This window comes from Streptomyces sp. NPDC107522, assembly GCF_055657525.1.
Genome location: NZ_JBVKAU010000002.1, coordinates 443,978 through 464,591 on the forward strand (window position 1 = coordinate 443,978; position 20,614 = coordinate 464,591).

Genomic DNA, 20,614 nt, shown 5'->3' on the forward strand with positions numbered 1-20,614 from the left:
CATGGCCAACCCCTTCGACGACGAGAACGGCGTCTTCCGCGTCCTGGTCAACGACGAGGGCCAGCACTCCCTCTGGCCGGACTTCGCGCCCGTACCCGACGGCTGGTCCTGCGTGCACGGCCCCGACGGCCGGGCCGCCTGCCTGGAGTACGTCGAGCGGCACTGGACGGACATGCGCCCGCGCAGCCTGGCCGAGGCCATGCGCGGGGCCGAGGGCTGATGGCCGGCCGCCCGGCCGTGGAGGACGTCCTGCCCCTGTCTCCCATGCAGGAGGGGATGGTCTTCCACGCGCTGTACGACGAGGGCGCACGGGACGTCTACACCGGCCAGTCGGTCATCCGGCTCGACGGGCCCGTGGACGAGCTGCGGATGAGCCTGGCCGTCACGGCGCTGCTCACCCGCCACGCCAACCTGCGGGCCGCCTTCCGGACCTCGCGGTCGGGGCGCCCCGTTCAGGTGGTGAGAAGCGCGGTCCGCATCCCCTGGCAGGTCACGGACCTGAGCTCGCTGCCGCCGCAGGAGCGCGAGCGGGCCTTCGACCGGCTGCTGGAGGAGGATCGCGACGAGCGGTTCGACCTGGCCCGCCCGCCGCTCGTGAGGTTCCGGCTCGTGACCTTCGGGGAGCGGCATCACCGGCTGCTGATCTCCTCCCACCACCTGCTCTGGGACGGCTGGTCCGCTCCCGTCCTGGTGCGCGAGCTGTTCCAGCTGTACACCTCCGGCGGCGACCGGGCGGCGCTGCCTGCCGTACGGCCCTACCGCGACTACCTGGCCTGGCTGTCCCGCCAGGACCGCGAGGCCGCAGAGCAGGCGTGGAAGGCCGCTCTGCACGGGCTCGACGAACCGTCACTCATCGCGCCCGAGGCCCGCAACCGGCCCGTCGAGCAGCCCGAGCGGCTGGTGGTGGAGCTCACCGAGGAGCAGACCTCGGCGCTGACCGCCGCCGCCCGCGCCCACGGCGTCACCGTCAGCGCGGTGCTCCAGGGCCTGTGGTCCGTCCTGCTCGGCAGGCTGACCGGCCGCACGGACGTGGTCCTGGGCGCCACCGTCTCCGGCCGCGACGCCGACGTGCCCGGCATCGAGACGATGGTCGGACTCTTCATCAACACCCTGCCCGTACGAGTGCGGTTGCGGCCCGAGGAACCCCTCGCGGGCCTGGTCGCGCGGATCCAGTCCGAGCAGTCCGCCCTCCTCGGGCACCAGCACCTGGGCCTCGCCGACATCCAGCGGGCCGCCGGGCAGACCGTCCTCTTCGACACCCTGCTGGTCTTCGAGAGCTACCCCATCGACGACGACGGCATCGCCGGAGCCCTCGGACCCGACGGCCCCCGCATGACCGCGGTCTCCGTCCGCGACGCCACGCACTACCCGCTCACCGTCACCGCCCTGCCCGGCACCCGGCTGACCCTGACCTTCAGCCACCAGCCCAGTGCCCTCGACCATGCCGCGCTGACCCGCATCGTCACCCAACTCAAGCGCCTGATCGGCGAGTTCATCGACGAGCCCACCCGCCCCGTCGCCCTGCTCGCCACCGACGAGCCTCCCACCCGGAACACCGCCCGCCCCCTCCCGCACCCCACGGTCCGCGCCCTGTTCGAGGACCAGGCGGCCCGCACCCCCGACGCCCCCGCCGTCCTCCACGGCGACACCACCCTGACCTTCGCCGAACTCGACGCCCGCGCCGACCGGTTGGCTGCCGCACTGAACGCCCGCGGTGCCGGCCCCGAGACCGTGGTCGCCGTGGCCCTGCCCCGCAGCCCCGACCTGGTCACCGCACTCCTCGCGGTCCTGAAGGCCGGAGCCGCCTGCATGCCGATCGACCCCGGATACCCGCAGGACCGCATCGCGCTGATGCTCGCCGACGCGCAACCCCGCCTCGTGATCTGCGACGCACCGACGGCCCAACAGCTCGGCATCCAAAGGCAGTTGGTGTGTCGGCCGGACGCGAAGGCCGCCGTACGACACCTGCCGTCCCCCTCGCCCGACCACCCCGCGTACGTCATCTTCACCTCCGGCTCCACCGGCCGCCCCAAGGGCGTCGTCGGCACCCAGCGGGCCCTGGCCAACCGCCTCGACTGGGGCCGCGAACTGGGCGACGGCCAACCCGGCGTCCGCGTCTCCAAGAGCCCGCTGAGCTTCATCGACGGCCTCACCGAACTGCTCGGCGCCCTCGTCGCCGGCGAGGCGGTGGCGCTCGCCGACGACGAGGCGACCGGCGACCCGACCGCGCTCGCCGCGTTGGCCGACCGCCACCGGGCCACCCTCATCACCGCCGTCCCCAGCCTCTACACCACCCTCGTCGAATCCGCCCCGCCGGACGCCTTCTCCTTCGTCCGCACCTGGATCTCCAGCGGCGAACCCCTCCCCGGCGAACTGGCCGAGGCGATCACCCGGCGCTGGCCGCAGGCACGCCTGGTCAACCTCTACGGCTGTTCCGAGGCGGCCGGCGACAGCCTGATCCACGTCCACGACGGCGGCGAGGGTCCGGTACCGATCGGGCAGCCGATCGCGAACACGCGCGTTCACGTCCTCGACCCGTTCCTGCGACCGTCTCCCCTCGGAGCGGTCGGCGAGCTGTACCTCGCCGGGGCCGGTCTGGCTCGCGGCTATCTGAACCAACCGGGCCGCACCGCCGAACGGTTCGTCGCCGCTCCCTTCGGCCCGCCCGGCAGCCGCCTCTACCGCACCGGCGACCTGGCGAGGCTCCGGCCCGACGGCACGGTGGAGTTCCTCGGCCGGGCCGACGACCAGGTCAAGATCAGGGGCTTCCGCGTCGAGCCGGGGGAGATCGAGGCGGTGGTCCGTGCGCTGCCGGGGGTGGGGCGGGCCGCGGTCGTGGCGCGGGAGGACGGGCCGGCGCCGCGACGCCTGGTCGCGTACGCCGTGGCAGCCCCCGGCGCCCGCCTCAACCCCCTCGCCCTGCGCCGCGCGCTCGCCGAACGGCTCCCCGGTCATCTCGTCCCGTCCGCGGTGGTGGTCCTCAAGGAGCTGCCGTTCACCCCCAGCGGCAAACTCGACCGACGCGCCCTACCCGCCCCCGACTTCACCGACACGAGCCACTTCGAACCGCCGCGGACCGAACCGGAGAAGATGCTGTGCGGGCTGTTCGCCGAGGTCCTCGGACTGGAACGGGTCGGCGTCCACGACGACTTCTTCGAACGCGGCGGCGACAGCATCGTCTCGGTCCGACTGGCCGACCGGGCCCGCAGGGCCGGACTCGCCCTGTCCCCCCGGGACGTCTTCACCCACCGCACCCCGGCCGGACTCGCACGGGCCCTGCCCGACGAAACCGGCACCGCAGCCGAGGAGTTCACGCCGACCGGCGCCCCACTGGTGTCCCTCAGCCAGTCGCAGCTCGACAACGTCAAGGCGAGGTGGAGGACTCGATGAGCAAGGCATCCGGGGACGACGGTTCCCTGGTCGAGGACGTTCTGCCGCTCTCCCCGCTGCAGCAGGGCCTGCTGTTCCACGCCCTGTTCGACGAGGGCGCCCAGGACGTCTACACCATGCAGTCCCTGGTGGAGATCAAGGGCCCCCTGCGCCCCGCCCTGCTGCGCACCGCCGCCGAGGAGCTCTTCGCCCGGCACGCGAACCTGCGCAGCGCCTTCCTGCACGAGGACCTGGACGAACCGGTGCAGGTGGTGCTCAAGCAAGTGCCTGTGAAGTGGGCCGAGGCGGCGGTCACGGCGGAGAGCGAGATGGCCCGGCTGGTCGCCGAGGACGCCACCGCCCGCTTCGACCTCACCGACCCGCCACTGCTGCGTCTGACCCTCGTACGCCGTGCCACCGAACGCTGGCTGCTGATCCTCACCAACCACCACCTCCTCCTGGACGGCTGGTCCATCCCCCTCCTGGTCCGCGAACTGCTCCAGCTGTACGCCGCCCAGCTCGCCCCCGGCGCCACGGCCCCGCTGCCCGCCGTACGGCCGTACCGCGACTTCCTGGCCTGGCTCGCCTCCCGCGACCGCGAGGCCTCCGCCGACGCCTGGCGCACGGCGCTGGCCGGGGTGACGCCCACGATGCTGGCGCCCACGACCGCCCGGCTGGTGCCGGTGCCGCCCGAGCTGCACACCCTTCGGCTGACCGAGGAACTGACCGGCCGGGTACAGGAGTTCGCGAGGAGCCGGGGCGTCACCGTCAACACGGTCGTGCAGGGGCTGTGGGCGCTGCTGCTGGCGCGGCTGAAGGGGCGGGACGACGTGGTCTTCGGGGCGACCGTGGCGGGACGGCCCGCGGAACTGGCCGGGGTGGAGTCCATGATCGGCCTGTTCATCAACACGGTGCCGGTCCGGGTGACCGTACCGCCCGGCGAGCGGGCAGGCGCGTTCCTGCGCCGACTGCAGGACGAACAGTCCCGCCTGATGGACCACCAGCACCTCGGCCTCACCGAGATCCAGCGCCTCGCCGGCACGGGCGACCTCTTCGACACCCTGCTCGTCTTCGAGAACTACCCGATCGACGAGTCCGCGGTGGCCGAGGCCGAGGCGTCCGCCGGCCTGCGGATCGTCGAGGTGAAGGGCTCGGGCGCCACCCACTACCCCCTGACCCTGGCCGTGCTCGCCGAGCAACGGCTCGGAGTCGTCTTCGAGTTCCGCCCCGACTGCTACGACCGTACGGCCGTGGAGCAGCTGGCCGGACGCTTCGAGCGGCTGCTGCAGGCCGTGCCGGCCGACCCCGACGCCCCCTTGGCCGCGCTGGAGGTCCTCGCACCGCAGGAGCGGACCGCTCTGCTGACGGGCGGGGTCGGCGAGCGCCTGCCCGGACCGCCGCACCGGACGATGCCGGAAGTGTTCGAGGCGCAGGTGGCTCGTACTCCGGACGCGGTGGCGGTGGTGGGGGAGGGACGGAGCCTGACGTTTGACCAAGTGAACACGGCGGCGAATCAATTGGCGCGTCACCTGATCGAGTTGGGTGCGGGGCCGGAACGGATCGTAGCGTTCGCCTTGCCGCCGACCCCGGACACGATGACGGCGCTCCTGGCGATCCAGAAGGCGGGCGCGGCCTATCTGCCACTGGACCCGACGTGGCCGGAAGAGCGCATCGCGAGCATGCTGGAGGACGCAGGTCCGGTCGCGCTCATAACAACGTGGGCCGCAACGCCGCTCAAGGGGCGCGGGGCTGTGACATATGCGGCTCCGCCGCGCGGGCGCGACCAGCCACAAACAACCCGCAGCCGCCATCCGGTCCTGCCACCCCACCGCTGCGTATTCCTCGACGCCCCCGCCACCCGCGAGCGCCTCGCGAACACCCACCCCTCCAACCTCACCGACGCAGACCGGCTCCAACCCCTACTCCCCGAGCACCCCGCCTACGTCATCCACACCTCCGGCTCCACCGGCCGCCCGAAGGCCGTCGTCATCCCTCAACGAGCCATCGTCAACCTCTTCACCGCCCACAACACCGCCCTGCACCAACCGGCCTCCACAGCAACCGGCGGCCGTCAACTCCGTGTCGGCCACGCCTGGCCCATCGCCTTCGACGCCTCCTGGCAACCCATGCTCTGGATGTTCGCCGGCCACGAGCTCCACATGGTCCCCGAGGACGTCCGCCGAGACCCCGCAGCCCTCCGGGACTTCCTCGCCCACCACCGCATCGAGTTCATCGAACTGTCCCCCTCCCTGCTCGCCGAACTGGTCGCCCAAGGAGCCGACTGGCAGGCCGACTTGAAGGTCCTGGGCGTCGGCGGCGAGGCCGTACCGCCCGACCTGTGGCGCACCCTGCGCGAGACGGACGGACTGGCCGCGCACAACCTCTACGGCCCCACCGAATGCACTGTCGACTCGGCCGACTGCGACCTCGCACTCAGCGAGCGTCCTGCGATCGGCCGGCCCGTGGCGGGCGGCACGCTGTACATCCTGGACGGCCACCTCAACCCCGTCCCCGTCGGCGTCGAGGGCGAGCTGTACGTGGCGGGCGCCGGCCTGGCCCGGGGCTACCTGGGTCAACCCGCCGCCACCGCGGCCCGCTTCGTCGCCGACCCCTTCTCCGGCGACCCCGGCGCGCGCATGTACCGCACGGGCGACATCGCCCGCTGGACCGGGGACGGCCTGGTGGAGTGCCTGGGCCGGGTCGACGACCAGGTCAAGATCAGGGGCTACCGGATCGAGCCCGGCGAGATCGAGGCCGTGCTGCTGGGGCACGAGTCGGTCGAACGGGCGGCGGTCGTCGTCCGCGAGGACACCCCCGGCGTACGACGCCTGGTCGCCTACGTCATCCTCTCCGAGCCGTCCGCCGAGGACACCGCGGAGCTGCTGCGCCGGGCCGTGGACGCCGTCCTGCCCGACTACATGGTGCCGTCGGCCTTCGTCCCGGTGGACGGCTTCCCGCTCACCCTCAACGGCAAGCTGGACACCGCCGCCCTTCCGGCACCGTCCCGGTCCGCGGGGCCGGCCGCGCAGCCGCCCCGGAACCCGGTCGAGGAGCGGCTGGCCGCGCTGTTCGCCCAGGTGCTCGGGCTGGACACGGTCGGCGTGCACGACAGCTTCTTCGCCCTCGGCGGCGACAGCATCGTGTCCATGCGGCTGGTGAGCCAGGCGCGCGCGGCAGGGCTCGCGATCTCGCCGCGGGACGTGTTCGAGCGGCCCACGATCGCGGAGCTGGCCGAACGGGCGGACGCCGCGGGCACCGCCGCCGTACGCAGGGGTACCGACCCCCACGCAGGGACCGGCGACATACCGCTCACCCCGATGCTGACCTGGCTCACCGAACAGGGCGGCCCCTTCCGTGGTCTCAGCCAGGCGCGCTTCCTGCGGACCCCGGCTGACATGGACCTCGACGGGCTGCATCGCACCGTCCAGGCCGTCCTGGACCGGCACGACCTGCTGCGTTCCACCTTCGCCAGGGCGCAGGACGGGGCCTGGCGTTTCCACGCGGGCCCCGTCGGCTCTGTCCGCGCCGACGGGTGCGTACGGCGGATCGACGCCGAGCGTCTGGACCACACGGCGATCGGCACGCTGGTGCCGGAGGCGTTCGACGAGCTGGTGGCGGAGCTCGACCCGGCGACCGGGGCGGTGGCTCGGTTCCTGTGGTTCGACGCGGGCGGCGGCCGAGAGGGGCGGCTGCTGGTCGTACTGCACCACCTGGTGACCGACGCGGCGTCCTGGGGTGTGCTGGTCGCCGACCTGGCCGCGGCCTGGGAGGGCCGGGAGCTGTCACCGGCAGGCACGTCCTTCCGCGAGTGGGCGCGGGCGCTGCGAGACGTGGCCCCGGACCGGTCGGCCGAACTCGCCTTCTGGAAGGAGATGCTGCAACAGCCGGAACCACCCCTGGGCGCCGGACCGTTGGACCCCGCCCTGGACACCAGGGCGACGATCCGCAGGCACTGGACCACCCTGGGCCCGGACATCACCGCCCCCCTGACCGCCGCCTCCGTCCAGGAGGTGCTGCTGACCGCACTGGCCCTCGCCGTACCGTCCTGGCGAAGCGCTCCCGATCGCACGCCCGATCGCATCTCTGACCGCTCGGTGCTGATCGCCCTGGAGGGCCACGGCCGCGAGGAACAGCTCCTCCCCGGTGCCGACCTCTCCAGCACCCTCGGCTGGTTCACCAGCGTCTTCCCCGTCCGGCTGGATCCCGGCACCACGGACCACGTACGCCGCATCCGCGACCAGCTGGCCGCCGTGCCCGACAAGGGCATCGGCTACGGCCTGCTGCGCCACCTCGACCCGGAGACGGCCCGGCAGCTCGCCGAACTCCCCGAGCCGCAGACCCAGTTCAACTACCTGGGCCGCATGGCGGTGGGCGAGCGGCGCGAGTCGGCCGTGTTCACCAGCGCACCCGAGACCGGTGCCATGGGCAGTGGCGCCGACCCGGGGATGCCGGCCTCCTACGCCCTCGTCGTCGACGCGGTGATCACCGGAACCGAACTCTCGGTGTGCTGGCAGTGGCCGGAACGGCTTTTCACGGAGACGGAGATCCAACGGCTGGCCGCGCTGTGGACCACGTCCCTCGAACTGCTCCTGAAAGGCGGAGACCAGTGACGCAGACCCCGACCGCCGACCTCGCCGCACGCAAGCGCGAACTGCTGCGCCGCAGGCTGGAAAACGCCGGTCTGGCCGCCGCCGGGGACCGCTCCGAAGGCATCCCGCGGCGCCCCGCGGACACGCCCCGGCTGCCGCTGTCGTACGCCCAGTCCCGGATGTGGCTGCTCCAGCAACTCGACCCGGCCAGCCCCGCCTACAACGTCTGCCTCGCCGTCCGGCTGCGCGGCCCGCTCGACCCGGCCGCGCTGCGCACGGCCTTACAGGGTCTGCTCGACCGGCACGAGGTGCTCCGCACCCGGTACCCCGCAGCCGAGGACGGCATCCCGGAGCAGATCGTGGATGCCGAGGCGGAGGTGGAGTTCGCCACGGCCGACCTGCGCGGGCTCCCGGAGGAGGAGCAGGACCGCAGGGCGACGGAACTGGCCCGCACCGCCTCGGCCACCCCCTTCGACCTCGCCGCCCACCACCCGCTGCGCGCCCTGCTGATCCAGCGCACGGAGGAGGACCACACCCTTGTCCTGACCGTTCATCACATTGCTTGGGACGGAGGCACGTTCAACGCCCTCTCCCGCGACCTGAGCGTCCTCTACCGGGCGGCCGGCACCGGCGAGCCCGCCGGCCTCGGACAACTTCCGCTCCAATACGGCGATTTCGCTCTCTGGCAGCGCACCACCTGGACCGACGAGCGACTGGCCGAGCACCTCGACCACTGGCGCACCACCCTGACCCCCGCCCCCCGCCCCCTCGCCCTGCCCACCGACGCCCCGCGCGCGGCCCGCCCCACCGCGCACGGCGACCGTCGCTTCCACACCTTCGCCCCCGACGTCACCGACCGCCTCACCGCCTTCGCCCGGGGCGCGGGCGCGACGCCGTTCATGGTGCTGTTCGCCGGCCTGGCGGCCCTGCTGCACCGCACGACGGGCGCCACCGACATCCCCATCGGCTCGGCCGTGATGAACCGCGACCTCCCCGGCCTCGAGCGGCTGATCGGCAACTTCGGCAACACCCTCGCCCTGCGCGCCGACCTGGATGGCGATCCCGGCTTCGCCGAACTCGTCGAACGCGTCAAGCACGTGTGCACGGACGGATACGCCCACCAGGACATGCCCTTCGACAGGCTGGTGGAGCAGCTGAAGCCGGAACGGCAGCCGGGCCGCTCCGTCTACTTCGACGTCATGCTCCTCTTCCTCACCCAGGGACTCGAAGGACCACAGCTCCCCGGGGTGACCGCCGCCTGGGAGACCGTCCACAACGACACCACCCAGTTCGACCTCTCCCTGGAGGCGTTCCTCACCGGCGGCCGTCTGCGGATCGAGGCCACCTACCGCAGCGGCCTCTTCACCCCGGACACCGTCGACCGGCTGCTCCAGCACCTGGAGACACTTCTCGCCGCAGCCCTCACCGACCCCGAACTCGCCCTGTCCCGGCTGCCGTTGATGACCGACGCCGAGCAGCGCGGGGTCCTGGAGGACTGGAACGCCACCGACCACCCCGTCCCCGCCACGCACCTCTCCGACCTCCTCGCCCAACAGGCCGCACGCACCCCTGACGCGCCCGCCCTCGGCGCCGACGACGGCTCACCGGGTCTCGACTACGCCGCCCTGCACGCCCGCGCCAACCGCCTCGCCCGCCTGCTGATCTCCCACGGCGTGGGGCCCGAGAACCTGGTCGGCGTGGCCCTGGACCGGGGAACCGACCTGGTGGTGGCGCTGCTCGCGGTGCTCAAGGCGGGTGCCGCGTACGTCCCGCTGGACACCGGCTACCCGGCCGAGCGGCTGGCGTTCATGGTGGAGGACGCCGCGCCGGCGCTGGTGCTGACCGCCACGGACACGGCCCGCATCCTGCCGCCCGGAGTGCCGCTGCTCCTGCTCGACGCGGAGACCACGGCGGCGGAGACCACCGCCTTCGACTGCGCCGAGCTCACGGATGACGACCGGCTCCAGCCCCTCCGCCGCGAGCACTCCGCCTACGTCATCTACACCTCCGGTTCCACGGGCCGCCCCAAGGGGGCCGTCGTCCCGCACGCGGGGATCGTGAACCGGCTGCTGTGGATGCAGGAGACGTACGGACTCGGCCCGGGCGACCGCGTGTTGCAGAAGACACCGGCCAGTTTCGACGTGTCCGTCTGGGAGTTCTTCTGGCCGCTGATCACCGGAGCCGAGCTCGTGCTCACCCGCCCCGGCGGCCACCGTGACCCCGCCCATCTCGCCGGGCTGATCCGGGACCGGCGCATCACGACCGCGCACTTCGTGCCCTCGATGCTGCGCGTGTTCCTCGACGACCCCGCCGCCGAGCAGGCACGCGGGATCCTGCGCAGGATCGTGTGCAGCGGCGAGGCCCTGCCCTCCGAACTCGCCGAGCGCTGCGCCCGGTCGCTGCCCGGAACCGAACTGCACAACCTGTACGGCCCCACGGAGGCCGCCGTGGACGTCACCGCGTGGCCGTGCGCCGACGGGACGAGGTCCGCCGCCGGTTCCGTGCCGATCGGCCGCCCGGTGTGGAACACCCGCACCCTCGTGCTGGACGCGTCCCTGCGCCCCGTGCCGCCGGGCGTCCCCGGCGAGCTCTACCTGGGCGGCGCCCAACTGGCCCGTGGCTACCACCGCCGTCCCGGCCTCACCGCCGACCGCTTCGTCGCCGACCCCTACGGCCCGCCCGGCGCCCGCCTGTACCGCACCGGCGACCTGGTGCGCTGGACCGCGCGAGGTGCCCTGGAGTTCCTCGGCCGGTCCGACGACCAGGTGAAGATCCGCGGCTTCCGCGTCGAGCCGGGCGAGACCGAGGCCGCCGTGGCCGCCCTGCCCGGTGTCTCCCAAGCCGCGGTGACGGTAGGTCAGGACGAGTCCGGCGGGCCGACGTTGGTGGCGTACGCCGTGCCCCACCCGCGCGCCACGCTGCAACCCCTACAGCTCAGGCAGGACCTCAAGGCGACGCTCCCCGACCACCTGCTGCCCGCCGCCGTCGTGATCCTCGACGACCTGCCGCTGACCCCCAACGGCAAACTCGACCGCGCCGCCCTGCCCGCCCCCGACCTCGCCGGCCTCACCACCGCCACCGCCCCTCGCACCGAGGCGGAAGCGGCGCTGTGCACCCTGTTCGCCGACCTGCTCGGGCTGCCCTCCGTCGGCATCCACGACGAGTTCTTCGCCCTCGGCGGCCACTCGGTCCTGGCCACGCGCCTGGTCGCCCGCATCCGGGCCGAGCTCGGGGCGGTGGTCCCCCTGCGGGCCGTCTTCGACACGCCTACCGTGGCCGCGCTCGCCCCGCTCCTGGAGGCATCGGCCGCCGAGCGACGCCCCGCGCTGCGGCCGGTCCGGCGCCCCGACCCGGTTCCGCTGTCCTCCGCGCAGGCCAGGCTGTGGTTCCTGTACCGGCTGGAGGGCCCGAGCCCGACGTACAACATCCACACCGCCGTACGCCTCACCGGACGGCTCGACGCCGAAGCGCTGCGAGCCGCCCTCCAGGACGTCGTGGCCCGGCACGAGGCGCTGCGCACGGTCTTCCCGGACGACGACGGCACCCCCTGCCAGCGGATCCTGCCGGACGCTGCCGTGCCGTTCGAGGTGGTGCCGACCAGGGCCGGAGAACTTGACGCGCTCCTGCGCGAGGCTGCCGCGTACGCCTTCGCGCTGGACGCCGAGATCCCCGTACGCGCCACGCTGTACTCCCTGGCCCCGGACGAGCACGTGCTGCTCCTGCTCGTCCATCACATCGCCACCGACGGCTGGTCGGCGGAGCCGCTGCTGCGGGACCTGGAGGCGGCCTACGCGGCCCGGGTGCGAGGGGGGTACCCCGAGTGGCCGCCGCTGGCCGTGCAGTACGCCGACTACACGTTGTGGCAGCGGCAGATGCTCGACGCGGGCGGGTCGGGCGAGGCCGAACTGGCTTACTGGCGGCGGCAGTTGGAAGGGATGCCGGAGGAACTCCAGTTGCCCGTCGACCGGCCCCGCCCGGCCGTCGCCGGATACCGGGCCGGTGCCGTCGACTTCGCCCTCGACGCGGACGTCCACGGCACGCTGCGGGAGCTGGCCGCGGAAGCCGGCGGCACCGTCTTCATGGCGCTCCAAGCCGCCCTCGCGGTCCTGCTCGGCCGCCTCGGCGCCGGGGACGACATCCCCCTCGGAACCCCGGTCGCCGGACGGGGCGACGCGGCGCTCGACGACCTCGTGGGCCTCTTCGTCAACACCCTGGTGCTGCGCACCGACGTCTCCGGCGACCCGACGTTCCGAACGCTGCTCGCCCGGGTGCGCGAGACCGACGTGGACGCCTACGCCCATCAGGACCTGCCGTTCGAGCGGCTCGTGGACGCCCTCGCACCGGCCCGCTCGATGGGCCGGCATCCGCTGTTCCAGGTGATGCTCGCCCATCAGCAAGCCCCGGACGACACACGGGACTTCGCCGGGCTGAGGCTCAGCGAGCTGCGCGTCGACTTCCACACGGCGAAGTCCGACCTCGCCTTCCACGTCTTCGAGCGGCCGGACGGCGCGGGGATCACCGGGTCGCTCGTGTACAGCCGCGACCTGTACGACCCTGAATCCGCCCGGGACATCGTCGAGCGGTTCGTGCGGCTGGCCGGCGAGCTGGCCCGGCGACCGGACCGGCCGGTGGCCCTGGCCGACGTCCTCACCCCGCGTGAACGGTCCCTGCTGCTGGGGGAGTGGAACGACACCGCGCACCCCATGCCGTCCACCACTCTCACCGCGCTGGTCGAGGAACAAGCGGCGAAGACCCCTGACCTCATCGCCGTGGAGTACGGCATCGAGGGCGGTACGCGCCTGACCTACGCCGAGCTCAACGCCCGCGCCAACGCCCTCGCCCGGCAGCTGACCTCGCTGGGCGTCGGGCCCGAGCGCTGTGTCGGCATCCATCTGGAACGCTCGGTGGAGATGGTCGTAGGACTGCTCGCCGTACTGAAGGCGGGCGGGGCCTTCGTCCCGCTGGAGCCGTCCTGGCCGGCGCGGCGGATCGCCGAGGTGTGCCGGAGCGCGGCACTGACGGCGGTGCTGGGCAAGCCGGGGGACCTGGGGAAGCCGGGGCACGGAGGGGCCCTCGGGGACGACGACGCCCCACCATTCGTGGAGGTGCGCCTCGACGGACCCGAGGAGCCGGACAGCCCGGCCGTCCCCGTCGATCCCGAGGGCCTCGCCTACGTCATCTACACCTCCGGCTCCACCGGCGTCCCCAAGGGGGCGATGATCCGGCACCGGGCCATCGCGCACCGGCTGCTGTGGCAGCGCGGCCTGCTCGGCTTCGGCACCGAGGACGCGGCCCTGTTCAAGGCGCCGCTCGGCTTCGACATCTCCATCAACGAGATCTTCCTGCCGCTGGTGAACGGCGGCCGTCTGGTGGTCGCCGAACCCGGTGGCGAACGCGACGTCGACTATCTGCTCGACACCGTCGAACGCCACCGGGTCACCTTCACCTACCTCGTCTCCTCGATGCTCGACCTGCTCCTGGAGCTGGACGGCTTCGCCCGCCGGGCCCGCTCCCTCAAGCACGTGTGGTGCGGCGGCGAGGTGCTCACCCCCGAGCTGTTCGCCCGCTTCCGCGCCGCGATCCCCGCGGTGATGTACCACGGGTACGGACCGGCCGAGGCCACCATCGGCGTCAGCCACGTCGTCTACCGCACCGGCGCGATCCGCAGCGCCGTCTCCATCGGGCGGCCCAACACCAACACCCGTCTCCACGTCCTCGACGACCGGCTGCAGCCCGTCCCCGTCGGAGTGCCGGGCGAGCTGTACGCCGGCGGTGTCCACCTCGGCCGCGGCTATGTGAACGACCCCCGCCGCACCGCCGACCACTGGGTGGCCGACCCGTTCGGCCCGCCCGGCGAACGGCTCTACCGCACCGGCGACCTGGTGAGGTGGCAGCGCGACGGCACGCTCGAGTTCCTCGGCCGGGCCGACAACCAGGTGAAGATCCGCGGCATGCGGGTCGAGCTGGAGGAGATCGAGGCGATCCTCGAACAGCATCCGGGCGTCCGGCGCGGCGTGGTGGTGCTCCGGGAGGACGCCCCCGGCGTCAAGCAGCTCGCCGGGTACTACCTGGCCGCCGACGACCTGGGCGACCTGCACGGCTGGCTCCGGGAGCGGCTGCCCGACCACATGGTCCCGCGCACCCTCACCGCCCTCGACGCCTTCCCGCTGCTGCCCTCCGGCAAGGTCGACCGCGGTTCACTGCCCGCGGCCGAGGCCACGACCTCCACAGCGGCGACACGGGCGCCCGCGAACGAACGCGAGCGGCGGCTGTGCGAGTTGTTCGCCTCCGTCCTCGGGCTGGGCCGCGTCGACGTCGACGACAACTTCTTCGAGCTGGGCGGCGACAGCATCGTCTCCATCCGGCTGGTGACCCTGGCCCGCAAGGCCGGGATCGCCCTCAGCCCCCGGCACGTCTTCCGGACGCCGACCCCGGCCGGGCTGGCCGCGGCGGCCGGTGAATCCGTGGAGCGCATCGGGGCCGAGGTCACCGACGAACCCATCGGTGAGGTGGAGCCGACCCCGATCATGCGGGCGACAGCAGGCTCCGACGGCTCCTACGGCGGCCTCGCGCAGGCGGTCCTGCTCGTGACCCCGCCGGATCTCACGTACGACGCCGCCGTCGACGTACTCCAAGCGGTACTGGACCGCCACGACATGCTCCGCGCCCGATGGACGGACACGTTGGTGGTGCCCGCCGAAGGAGCGGTGCGTGCGGGCGAGCTGCTGACGCAGGTGCGGCAGGCCGCGCTCGACGAGCAGCTGGCCGCCGCGGTGGCCCGGCTCGACCCGGCGGCCGGGCGCATGCTCCAGGCCGTCTGGTTCACCGACTCCGGCCGGCTGCTCCTCGTGGCCCACCACCTGGTCGTCGATGGTGTGTCCTGGCGGATCATCACGTCCGACCTGGCAGAGGCATGGCGGTCCGGACGCCTCCTGCCACGCTCCGGAACCTCCTTCCGCACCTGGAGCAGGCTGCTGGCCGAGGAGGCGCGCAAGCCCGAGCGGGTGCGGGAACTCGCTCGGTGGACCAGGGAGTTGGACGGCGCCCGCCCCTTCCTGGAGCGTGATCTCGGCACCGCGGGGAGCGCGCGCGACCACACCCTCGTCCTCCCGGACGACGTCACGGCCCCCCTCCTGACATCCGTGCCCACCGCCTATCACGCCGCCGTCCCCGACGTCCTGCTCACCGCCTTCGCGCTCGCCGCGGCGGCCTGGCGGGAGCGGCGCGGCGATCTGACCGGTCGCTCACTGCTCGTCGGCGTGGAGGGGCACGGGCGCGAGGACATCGCCGAGGGCGTCGACCTGTCGGCCACCGTCGGCTGGTTCACCACGATCCACCCGGTCGGCATCGACCCCGGCCCGCTGGACCTCGACGCGGCGCTGTCGGGTGGGCCCGCTGTGGGGACGGCGCTCAAGCGGATCAAGGAACAGCTGCGCGCCGCACCGGACCACGGCATCGGCTACGGCCTCCTGCGCCACCTCAACCCCGACACCGCGCCCGTCCTCGAGAAACTCCCGCAGCCGCAGATCCTCTTCAACTACCTGGGCCGATTCACCGCGTCCGCGTCCGGGGCGGCCGGCGAGCCCTGGGAACTGGCCCCCGAAGCCCCCATGCTGCGCATGCCACCGCCCGCCGGAGGGGGGCCCGCGGCCTTCGGTCTGGAGATCAACGCCGTGGCCGTGGAGGAGGCGGGAAGTGTCCGGCTGCATGTCTCCGCGTCCTGGCCGGACGGCTTCCTGACCGAATCCGAGGCGGGCGACCTGCTCGCCCTCTGGGAGCGCGCCCTGCGCGGCCTCGCCCGGCACGCCGAGGACTCCCCGGCAGGCGGCCTCACCCCGTCGGACCTGCCCTTGGTCGAACTGACCCAGGAGGACATCGACGACTTCGAGAACGACCTCGAGAACGACTTCGACGACTTCTGAGCCACCACGGACCACGACTTCGGAGGAACCGGTGACGCAGCACCCCCCGACCGCGGACGAGCTGCTCCGTTCGGTCACCGACACATTCGGCTCGGAGGCACCGCCGAGCGAGGACGACAGCCTCATCGCCTGGGGCCTGGACTCGATCACCCTGATGAAGATCGCGGGCGGCTGGCGAAAGCAGGGCATCCGCGTCAGCTTCGCCGAGCTCGCCAAGGACCCGACCCTGCGGGCCTGGCGGACGCTGCTCGCAGCGCACATACCGGCCGCCGGCCAACCCGCCGCGGCAGCCGGCCCCGCTGAGAGCCGGCCGGTCCCGCCGCAACCGGCCGCCCCCGAACCCCGCGACCCCTTCCCGCTGGCCGTGATGCAGCACGCCTACTGGATCGGCCGCGGCGACGAGACCACGCTCGGTTCGGTCGCGGCGCACCTCTACGTCGAGTTCGACGGCCCCGGCGTCGACCCCGACCGGCTCGACACGGCCGTACGAGCCCTCGCGGCCCGGCACGGCATGCTGCGTGCCCGCTTCACCGACGACGGCCGCCAGCAGATCCTGCCCGACCTCACCCGCCCCGCGACGGTCGTCAACGACCTGCGGACACTGGACGCGCGGACGGCGGCGGCCGCACTGGAGGACGTCCGGCAGTCCGCCTCGCACGCGCGCCTGGACATCGCGTCCGGCGAGGTGTTCTCCGTGCAGCTCTCGCTGCTGCCGGACGGCTCGAGCCGACTGCACGTCGACGTCGACATGCTCGCCGCCGACGCGCTCAGCTACCGGGTGCTCCTCTCCGACCTCGCCAAGCTCTATCAGAACCCGGGCACCCCGCTCCCGGCGATCCGCACCAGCTACCCGGAGTACCTGGCGGAGCGCGCGGACGTACGGCGGCTCAGCCGGGAGCAGGCACAACGGTGGTGGCAGCGACGGATCCCCGAGCTGCCCAGCGCCCCCGAACTCCCGCTCGTGCCCGAGGCGGAGCGCACCGACCCGACCCGGGTCACCCGCCGCCACCACTGGCTGCCGCCGGAGGAGAAGCGGCGGCTGACCGCCCGCGCCCACCAGCACGGCCTGACCCCGGCGATGGCGGTGGCGACCGCCTTCTCGGAGGTCCTGGCCGCCTGGAGCGGGCAGCCGCGGTTCCTGCTGAACGTGCCGATGTTCGACCGCCGGGGCTCCCACCCCGACACCGACCTGCTCGTCGGCGACTTCACCAGCTCGGTGCTGCTCGACGTCGACCTGGCCGAGCCGGGCTCGTTCACCGAGCACGCACGGCGCCTGCAGGACCGTATGCACACCGACGCGGCGCATGCCGACTACTCCGGCGTGGAGGTCCTGCGGGACCTGTCCCGGCACAGCGGCGAACAGGTCCTGGCCCCGGTCGTGTTCACCAGCGCCCTCAACCTCGGTGAGCTCTTCGACTCCGGCGTACGGCAGTCCTTCGGCAAACCCGTCTGGATCATCTCGCAGGGACCGCAGGTACTCCTCGACGCCCAGGTGACCGAGGTCGACGGAGGTCTGCTGGTCAACTGGGACGTCCGTGAGGACGCCTTCCCGCCGGGCCTGATCGACGCCATGTTCGCCGCCTTCCACGGGCTCGTCACCGGGCTCGGCACCGACGACACGGTCTGGGAGAGGCCGGTGCCCGCCCTGCTGCCGGCCGAGCAGTCGGCAGTCCGCGCCAAGGTCAACGCCACCGAGGGCCCGCGCAGCCACCGGCTGCTGCACCAGGGCTTCTTCGAGCGCGCCGCCGAGCAGCCGGATGCCCCGGCCCTGCTGTGGGGTACCGAAGGCACCCTTTCTTACGGCGAGTTGGCCGCCCGCGCACTGAGTACCGCAGCCTCCTTGCTGGAGCGCGGCGTACGACCCGGTGACACAGTCGCCGTCAGCCTGCCCAAGGGGCCCGACCAGATCACCGCCGTACTGGGCGTGCTGGCCGCGGGCGCCGCGTACGTGCCGATCGGCGTCGAGCAGCCGCCCGCCCGCCGCGACCGTATCCGCGCCACCGCGGGATTCCGTGTCACGCTGACCGACGGACGGCCGGTCGAGGGTGTCGACGCCCTGCCGGTCGCCGAGGCGGTGGCGGGGGCGCCCCTGTCCGAGCCGGTGGCCGTGGCCGGGGAGCAGCCCGCCTATGTGCTGTTCACCTCCGGCTCCACCGGCGAGCCCAAGGGCGTAGAAGTGCCGCACCGGGCTGCCATGAACACCATCGACGACCTCAACGACCGTTTCGGCGTGGGCACTTCGGACCGCTGTCTCGCCCTGTCCGCCCTGGACTTCGACCTCTCCGTCTACGACGTCTTCGGGCTGCTGAGCGCGGGCGGCGCGCTCGTGCTCGTGGACGACGACGACCGGCGTGAGGCGCGTCAGTGGGCCGACCTCGTGCGCACGCACCAGGTGACGCTCCTCAACTGTGTGCCCCCGCTGCTCGACATGCTCCTCCTCGCCACTGGACCCGGCGAACTGGCGGGACTGCGGGCGGTGTTGCTCGGCGGCGACTGGGTGGGCAACGACCTGCCGGGGCGGCTCGCCGAGCGGGCACCCGGGTGCCGGTTCACCGGGCTGGGCGGGACGACGGAGACCGCGATCCACTCCACTGTCTGCGAAGTGACGGGCACTCAAGTCCCTGCGCACTGGCGGGCGGTGCCGTACGGCACCCCGTTGCGCAACGTCCGCTGCCGGGTCGTCGACGCCCACGGGCGGGACTGCCCCGACTGGGTGCCGGGGGAGCTGTGGATCGGCGGGGACGGGGTGGCGCTCGGCTACCGAGGCGATCCTTCGCGTACGGCGGAGAAGTTCACCGAGGCGGACGGAGTGCGCTGGTACCGCACCGGCGACCTCGCGCGGTACTGGCCCGACGGCACCCTGGAGTTCCTCGGCCGCCGGGACCACCAGGTCAAGGTGCGCGGCTTCCGGATCGAACTCGGCGAGGTGGAGGCCGCGCTCGCCGGACACCCCGCCGTACGGCGTGCCGTCGCCGGGCTGACCCGGGGCCAGGGCGTCCAGCTGGCGGCCGCGGTGGCCGCCGAGGCGGGGACGGCCGAGGACGAGCTGCGGGAGTGGGCGCGGTCCGTGCTGCCGCCGCACATGGTCCCGGCCCGGATCGCCGTGGCCGGGGAACTGCCGCTCACCTCCAACGGCAAGCTCGACCGTCGTGCCGTACAGGAGCTGTGGCAGATGGCCGAGGCGGAGCAGCGGCACCGGGCGCCCGGCAGCGCCCTGGAGACCGTCGTGGCCCGCGTCTGGCAGGACGTCCTCGGCGTCGAACGCGTCGGCCTCGACGACGGCTTCTTCGCCCTCGGCGGCGACTCGGTGCTCGCCACCGTGATCGTCGGCCGGCTGCGCGAGGCCCTGGACACCTCCGAGGTGTCCGTGCGCTCCCTGTTCGCGACCCTGACAGCGGGCGGCATGGCCAAGCGGCTCTCGGCCGAGGAGGAGACGCCCGGGCGGCTCGAACAGGTCGCCGCGATCCACCTGGAGATCGAGGACATGTCGGCGGAAGAGGTCGACTCCGCGCTGAACGACACCTGAGCACCCCGCACTTGAGGACTGCGTACGGAACTGCCCACGAGAAGGAGGGGCGGGGCGCCCGCAGGCGCCCCGCCCCTCCTCCGATTCCCCCTCGGGCCGGTCAGTCGAGCTTCTTGAACCCGGGCTCCAGGTTGTTCAGCGCCCACGGGATGCCCAGCACGGACGGGCTGCGCAGCTGGCTGATGGTCGCGACATCGGTCACGACGTACCGGTCGTCCTTCACCGCGGACATGTTCTTCACCAGGTCACTGGCCTCGAAGGCCTTCTTCAGGTCCGGCGTGGTGAACGCGATGACGACCAGGTCGGCGTCGAGCTTGTCGAGCTGCTCGAAGGACAGCTCACCGGTCGGGCTGCCGTTGACCGTCTTGATGTTCTTCACCGAAGGGGTCAGGCCCATCCCGACCTGGCTCATCAGCTTGGCGGCGAAGTCCTCCTCGGACGCGATGGTGAAGATCTTCGCCGGGGTGTTGCCGATGGACAGGCTGTAGGTCTTGCCCTGCAGCTTCGGATGCTTCGCCTTCACCGCGGCGATGCTGTCCTCGGTCTTCTTGATGACCTGCGCGCCCTGCTCCTCCTTGCCGACGGCCTTGGCGACCACCTGCACGTGCTCCTGCCAGGTCTGCTGGCCCCAGGCCGTCTCGTAGCCGATGGTCGGAGCCACCGCGGCGAGCTTCTTGTAGTCCTTGTCCAGGGTGAAGTCGGAGGTGGCGAGGATCAGATCGGGCTGGAGGGACGCGACCTTCTCGTAGTCGACGGAGGTCAGCGTGTCGAGGAGCTCGGTCTTTCCGGTGTCGATCTCGTCCTTCAGCCAGGGGTAGACGCCGTCCTTGCTGAGGGCGTCCTTGGAGATGGCGACCGGCGTGACGTCCAGGGCGTACAGCGCGTCGATGTCGTCCGTACCACCGTTGCCGATCACGACGATCCGCTGCGGAGCCTTGGTGATCTTCGTCGTGCCGAACTTGTGCTTGATGGACACCGGGAAGGCGGACGAGGCGTCCGCCTTCGCGTCGCCGGAGGCGTCGGAGGAGGTGCTCGAGTCGTCCTTGACGGAACCGCAGGCTGCCAACCCGGCGGCCAGGGTGACGGTGAGAAGGGTGGTGAGGAGCTTTCTCGACATGTGCGTCCCTTGTCGCCGGTGACAGGCAGGAGTGGTGCGGCCGTCAGTAAAGCAAGGTAAGGCTTGCCTTAGCAACGGTTCTCGGTCAAGT

At 72.6% G+C, this 20,614-nt stretch carries 6 protein-coding genes; 5 read left to right on the top strand and 1 reads right to left on the bottom strand.

The window, feature by feature from the left end; all coding sequences use genetic code 11:
* Position 1 precedes the first annotated feature (1 nt).
* The 5 genes from ACZ7L6_RS07355 to ACZ7L6_RS07375 are packed head-to-tail and all read left to right on the top strand — an operon-like array spanning position 2 to position 19,406.
* The gene (locus ACZ7L6_RS07355; protein ID WP_471921011.1) at positions 2 to 220 is read left to right on the top strand and encodes an MbtH family protein; all 219 of its coding nucleotides are present in this window, start codon (positions 2 to 4) and stop codon (positions 218 to 220) included.
* Positions 220 to 3,390, top strand: coding sequence for an amino acid adenylation domain-containing protein (locus ACZ7L6_RS07360; RefSeq protein WP_471921012.1), 3,171 nt, complete (start codon positions 220 to 222; stop codon positions 3,388 to 3,390). Before ACZ7L6_RS07355 ends, ACZ7L6_RS07360 begins: the two co-directional genes overlap by 1 nt.
* Positions 3,387 to 7,979, top strand: a complete 4,593-nt coding sequence (locus tag ACZ7L6_RS07365; protein ID WP_471921013.1) for an amino acid adenylation domain-containing protein — start codon at positions 3,387 to 3,389, stop codon at positions 7,977 to 7,979. The genes ACZ7L6_RS07360 and ACZ7L6_RS07365 overlap by 4 nt, the downstream gene beginning before the upstream one ends.
* Positions 7,976 to 15,880 (top strand): amino acid adenylation domain-containing protein, encoded by a 7,905-nt coding sequence (locus ACZ7L6_RS07370; RefSeq protein WP_471921014.1) that lies wholly within the window; start codon positions 7,976 to 7,978, stop codon positions 15,878 to 15,880. The genes ACZ7L6_RS07365 and ACZ7L6_RS07370 overlap by 4 nt, the downstream gene beginning before the upstream one ends.
* 31 nt (positions 15,881 to 15,911) lie before the next feature.
* Complete coding sequence (locus ACZ7L6_RS07375) at positions 15,912 to 19,406, top strand: non-ribosomal peptide synthetase (RefSeq protein WP_471921015.1); 3,495 nt, start codon at positions 15,912 to 15,914, stop codon at positions 19,404 to 19,406.
* 100 nt (positions 19,407 to 19,506) lie between these two features.
* Here ACZ7L6_RS07375 and ACZ7L6_RS07380 read toward each other — a convergent pair whose 3' ends face one another.
* Entirely contained in the window at positions 19,507 to 20,523 is a 1,017-nt protein-coding gene (locus ACZ7L6_RS07380; RefSeq protein WP_471921016.1) for an iron-siderophore ABC transporter substrate-binding protein, read from the bottom strand.
* Positions 20,524 to 20,614 lie beyond the last annotated feature (91 nt).

Excerpts from the sequence above, each read along its gene's own strand:
- ACZ7L6_RS07380 (WP_471921016.1), bottom strand. The coding sequence starts at position 20,523 with ATGTCGAGAAAGCTCCTCACCACCCTTCTCACCGTCACCCTGGCCGCC.
- ACZ7L6_RS07360 (WP_471921012.1), top strand. The coding sequence starts at position 220 with ATGGCCGGCCGCCCGGCCGTGGAGGACGTCCTGCCCCTGTCTCCCATG.
- ACZ7L6_RS07365 (WP_471921013.1), top strand. The coding sequence starts at position 3,387 with ATGAGCAAGGCATCCGGGGACGACGGTTCCCTGGTCGAGGACGTTCTG.
- ACZ7L6_RS07355 (WP_471921011.1), top strand. The coding sequence starts at position 2 with ATGGCCAACCCCTTCGACGACGAGAACGGCGTCTTCCGCGTCCTGGTC.